2 tRNA genes and 2 rRNA genes are annotated in these 5,516 nt (G+C 54.2%); all 4 read left to right on the top strand.

Features of this window, described 5'->3' with window-relative positions:
- Nucleotides 1–328: 328 nt before the first annotated feature.
- The 4 genes from ATO9_RS23195 to ATO9_RS23180 all read left to right on the top strand — a co-directional run bounded on the left by ATO9_RS23195 (nucleotide 329) and on the right by ATO9_RS23180 (nucleotide 5,464).
- Nucleotides 329–1,792 (top strand): 16S ribosomal RNA (locus tag ATO9_RS23195).
- A gap of 137 nt (nucleotides 1,793–1,929) precedes the next feature.
- Nucleotides 1,930–2,006: transfer RNA gene (locus tag ATO9_RS23190), tRNA-Ile, on the top strand.
- Nucleotides 2,007–2,188: 182 nt separating this feature from the next.
- Nucleotides 2,189–2,264 (top strand) — tRNA-Ala (locus ATO9_RS23185).
- Between the two features lie 371 nt (nucleotides 2,265–2,635).
- Nucleotides 2,636–5,464, top strand: a 23S ribosomal RNA gene (locus ATO9_RS23180).
- Together the 16S and 23S rRNA genes with 2 tRNA genes alongside form the textbook arrangement of a ribosomal RNA operon.
- Nucleotides 5,465–5,516: the final 52 nt, after the last annotated feature.

Below are 5,516 nucleotides of genomic sequence, written 5' to 3'. Positions count from 1 at the left end.
GCGAGGCAAAAAAACACGGAGAGACTTGACGCGGGTTGCGCCACAAAGTAAAGGGGCGCTTCCGGTAGATTTTGTCTCCACGCTATTTAAAATCGATGGTATCTGAAGAGATATGTGGGCGGTTTGGTTCATTTCGATGAACAAACAACTGCACATAACTCGCGCTCCTAGGCTTCGGTCGATGATGGAGTGTCAGCTTCACTGTTTGGACGGTTTCCGGTTTTCTGATGAAAACCAGAAGCACAACAAACAGAGACGTCCCGGCCAGCCGGCTGGGACACAGATGTGCAGAGGTTCGAACGTCAAGGATAAGCTGGTAACAGCTTTTCAACTTGAGAGTTTGATCCTGGCTCAGAACGAACGCTGGCGGCAGGCCTAACACATGCAAGTCGAGCGAGACCTTCGGGTCTAGCGGCGGACGGGTTAGTAACGCGTGGGAATGTACCCTTCACTGCGGAATAGCCACTGGAAACGGTGAGTAATACCGCATACGCCCTTCGGGGGAAAGATTTATCGGTGAAGGATCAGCCCGCGTCTGATTAGATAGTTGGTGGGGTAACGGCCTACCAAGTCGACGATCAGTAGCTGGTTTTAGAGGATGATCAGCAACACTGGGACTGAGACACGGCCCAGACTCCTACGGGAGGCAGCAGTGGGGAATCTTAGACAATGGGCGCAAGCCTGATCTAGCCATGCCGCGTGTGTGATGAAGGCCCTAGGGTCGTAAAGCACTTTCGCCAGGGATGATAATGACAGTACCTGGTAAAGAAACCCCGGCTAACTCCGTGCCAGCAGCCGCGGTAATACGGAGGGGGTTAGCGTTGTTCGGAATTACTGGGCGTAAAGCGCACGTAGGCGGACTATTAAGTCAGGGGTGAAATCCCGGGGCTCAACCCCGGAACTGCCCTTGATACTGGTAGTCTTGAGTTCGAGAGAGGTGAGTGGAATTCCGAGTGTAGAGGTGAAATTCGTAGATATTCGGAGGAACACCAGTGGCGAAGGCGGCTCACTGGCTCGATACTGACGCTGAGGTGCGAAAGTGTGGGGAGCAAACAGGATTAGATACCCTGGTAGTCCACACCGTAAACGATGAATGCCAGTCGTCGGGTAGCATGCTGCTCGGTGACACACCTAACGGATTAAGCATTCCGCCTGGGGAGTACGGTCGCAAGATTAAAACTCAAAGGAATTGACGGGGGCCCGCACAAGCGGTGGAGCATGTGGTTTAATTCGAAGCAACGCGCAGAACCTTACCAACCCTTGACATCCTGTGCCACGTCCAGAGATGGACCGTTCCCTTCGGGGACGCAGTGACAGGTGCTGCATGGCTGTCGTCAGCTCGTGTCGTGAGATGTTCGGTTAAGTCCGGCAACGAGCGCAACCCACATCCCTAGTTGCCAGCAGTTCGGCTGGGCACTCTATGGAAACTGCCCGTGATAAGCGGGAGGAAGGTGTGGATGACGTCAAGTCCTCATGGCCCTTACGGGTTGGGCTACACACGTGCTACAATGGTATCTACAGTGGGTTAATCCCCAAAAGATATCTCAGTTCGGATTGTTCTCTGCAACTCGAGAGCATGAAGTCGGAATCGCTAGTAATCGCGTAACAGCATGACGCGGTGAATACGTTCCCGGGCCTTGTACACACCGCCCGTCACATCATGGGAGTTGGGTTTACCCGAAGACGGTGCGCCAACCTTTCGAGGGGGCAGCTGGCCACGGTAGGCTCAGCGACTGGGATGAAGTCGTAACAAGGTAGCCGTAGGGGAACCTGCGGCTGGATCACCTCCTTTCTAAGGATGTTTCTGGAAGCGATGCTTGCATCACTCGTGAAACACTTAGCAAAGACCGGTACCTTTGCCGGTCTATATCAGACGGACCAGGCCGTCCTCATATCTCTTCAGACAAGAACACGGGCCACCGCCCGTATGGGTCGGTAGCTCAGGTGGTTAGAGCGCACGCCTGATAAGCGTGAGGTCGGAGGTTCAAGTCCTCCTCGACCCACCAAGCTTTTCAGCTTTGCTGAAAAGCGGCCGGCATCTCCGTTTGCACCACACGGTGCGCGGTAGGTGATTGTGCGCAATCACCGATAGCTGGCCGGACAAGCTCCTAGATTTGCACCGGGTGCCTCTCGCGCATCGCTACGCGATACGCTGCCGCACTCGTTGAATTGCGGAGCAATTCAACGTGGGGCCTTAGCTCAGCTGGGAGAGCGCCTGATTTGCATTCAGGAGGTCAGGAGTTCGATCCTCCTAGGCTCCACCACTTCACATCGACTTCGATTTGATCGAAGAGCACCAACTTGGTGTTCTTCCGTCCAATCGGACGCATTGACATCGTATAGAGAGAAATCAACACAACGTTGTTTCCGGCTGTAAGTAAGCAGCAGGAACGTTGGGCGCCTTCGGGCACGCTGATTTTGGTCCTAGCCGGGCCATCTGAGGTTTACCCTTCGAAAAGAACAACCGTTGTCCAAGTCAAGTACACTAACCAGGCGACTTCTAAGGAAGTTGCCACAAGTTCGAACCGATCCGGTTCGAGCGGGATAGTATGCTTTTGATCCGGAACAGAGGTCGGCGGACCAACCAGCCCGCTTAACGACCGCGACATGCGCAAGCCTGTCTTCTTCTGGATCAAATCAAGCACGAGAAGGGCGTTTGGTGGATGCCTTGGCAGTAAGAGGCGATGAAGGACGTGATACTCTGCGATAAGTCATGGGGAGCTGAGAATAAGCTTTGATCCATGAATTTCCGAATGGGGCAACCCACCTGACAGTTTGATATTGTTGGCTTCGGCCACTCAATATCGTTCTGAAACAGGTACTTATTACCTGAATACATAGGGTTTTAAGAGCAAACCCGGGGAACTGAAACATCTAAGTACCCGGAGGAAAGGAAATCAATGATACTCCCCTAGTAGCGGCGAGCGAACGGGGACCAGCCGAGCCATGAGAGTGACTAGAACACGTTGGGAAGCGTGGCCATAGCGGGTGACAGCCCCGTATAGGAAGCTCGATTGGACGTATTAAGTAGGGCGGGACACGTGAAATCCTGTCTGAAGATCGGGGGACCACCCTCGAAGGCTAAGTACTCCTTACTGACCGATAGCGAACCAGTACCGTGAGGGAAAGGTGAAAAGCACCCCGACGAGGGGAGTGAAACAGTACCTGAAACCGGACGCCTACAATCAGTCGGAGGCACCTCGAGTGCTGACGGCGTACCTTTTGTATAATGGGTCATCGACTTGGTCTATCTAGCAAGCTTAAGCCGTTAGGTGTAGGCGCAGCGAAAGCGAGTCTTAATAGGGCGTCGAGTTAGATGGATCAGACCCGAAACCGAGTGATCTAGGCATGACCAGGATGAAGGTAAGGTAACACTTACTGGAGGTCCGAACCCACACCTGTTGAAAAAGGTCGGGATGAGTTGTGCCTAGGGGTGAAAGGCCAATCAAACTCGGAGATAGCTGGTTCTCTGCGAAATCTATTTAGGTAGAGCGTCATCCGAATACCCCGGGGGGTAGAGCACTGGATGGGTAATGGGGCCCCACAGGCTTACTGATCCTAACCAAACTCCGAATACCCGGGAGTACTAGATGGCAGACACACTGCGGATGCTAACGTCCGTAGTGGAGAGGGAAACAACCCTGACCTCCAGCTAAGGCCCCTAATTCATGGCTAAGTGGGAAAGCAGGTGAGACGGCCAAAACAACCAGGAGGTTGGCTTAGAAGCAGCCATCCTTTAAAGATAGCGTAACAGCTCACTGGTCTAAATAAGCTGTCTTGCGGCGAAGATGTAACGGGGCTCAAGCCATGAGCCGAAGCTGAGGATGCACATAGTGCATGGTAGCAGAGCGTAGTGTGACATAGTTCCATGCGTCCTTATCCTTCTTCGGAAGGACTTGGACGCAAGGAGCTTTCGATGAAGCGGGCGCGTGAGCGATCCCGTGGAGAGATCACTAGCGAGAATGATGACATGAGTAGCGACAAACAGGGTGAGAGACCCTGTCGCCGAAAGTCCAAGGGTTCCTGCTTAAAGCTAATCTGAGCAGGGTAAGCCGGCCCCTAAGGCGAGGCCGAAAGGCGTAGTCGATGGGAACCAGGTTAATATTCCTGGGCCAGGAGATGGTGACGGATTGCGAAGATTGTTCGACCTTATCGGATTGGTCGGGCCGTTTAGCAGTCCCTGGAAATAGCCCTCCGTAGGACCGTACCCGAAACCGACACAGGTGGACTGGTAGAGAATACCAAGGCGCTTGAGAGAACGATGTTGAAGGAACTCGGCAAAATACCTCCGTAAGTTCGCGAGAAGGAGGCCCAGTTTCAACGCAAGTTTTGGCTGGGGGCACAAACCAGGGGGTGGCGACTGTTTACTAAAAACACAGGGCTCTGCGAAGTCGCAAGACGACGTATAGGGTCTGACGCCTGCCCGGTGCCGGAAGGTTAAAAGGAGGGGTGCAAGCTCCGAATTGAAGCCCCGGTAAACGGCGGCCGTAACTATAACGGTCCTAAGGTAGCGAAATTCCTTGTCGGGTAAGTTCCGACCTGCACGAATGGCGTAACGACTTCCCCGCTGTCTCCAACATCGACTCAGCGAAATTGAATTGCCTGTCAAGATGCAGGCTTCCCGCGGTTAGACGGAAAGACCCCGTGCACCTTTACTACAGCTTCACACTGGCATCAGGCCAAGCATGTGCAGGATAGGTGGTAGGCTTCGAAACCGGGACGCCAGTCTCGGTGGAGCCTCCCTTGAGATACCACCCTTGCTTCGCTTGATGTCTAACCGCGACCCCTTATCGGGGCCCGGGACCCTGTGTGGCGGGTAGTTTGACTGGGGCGGTCGCCTCCTAAAGCGTAACGGAGGCGCGCGAAGGTTGGCTCAGAGCGGTCGGAAATCGCTCGTTGAGTGCAATGGCAGAAGCCAGCCTGACTGCGAGACTGACAAGTCGAGCAGAGTCGAAAGACGGCCATAGTGATCCGGTGGTCCCGAGTGGAAGGGCCATCGCTCAACGGATAAAAGGTACGCCGGGGATAACAGGCTGATACTGCCCAAGAGTCCATATCGACGGCAGTGTTTGGCACCTCGATGTCGGCTCATCTCATCCTGGGGCTGGAGCAGGTCCCAAGGGTACGGCTGTTCGCCGTTTAAAGAGGTACGTGAGCTGGGTTTAGAACGTCGTGAGACAGTTCGGTCCCTATCTGCCGTGGGTGTAGGATACTTGAGAGGAGTTGCCCCTAGTACGAGAGGACCGGGGTGAACGATCCACTGGTGGACCAGTTGTCGTGCCAACGGCAGTGCTGGGTAGCTATGATCGGACAGGATAACCGCTGAAGGCATCTAAGCGGGAAGCCCCCCTCAAAACAAGGTATCCCTGAGGGCCGTGGTAGACGACCACGTCGATAGGCTGGAGGTGTAAGTGCGGTAACGTACTCAGCTGACCAGTACTAATTGCCCGATAGGCTTGATTTGATCCAGTAGAAGCCAGGAATGGCCGAAACGGACAATCAGAAGCATACACACC

The sequence above is a fragment of the Pseudooceanicola atlanticus genome (assembly GCF_000768315.1).
Classification (GTDB): domain Bacteria; phylum Pseudomonadota; class Alphaproteobacteria; order Rhodobacterales; family Rhodobacteraceae; genus Pseudooceanicola; species Pseudooceanicola atlanticus.
The sequence above is the reverse complement of the archived record's forward strand: the minus strand, read 5'-3'. Positions and strand labels throughout refer to the sequence as shown.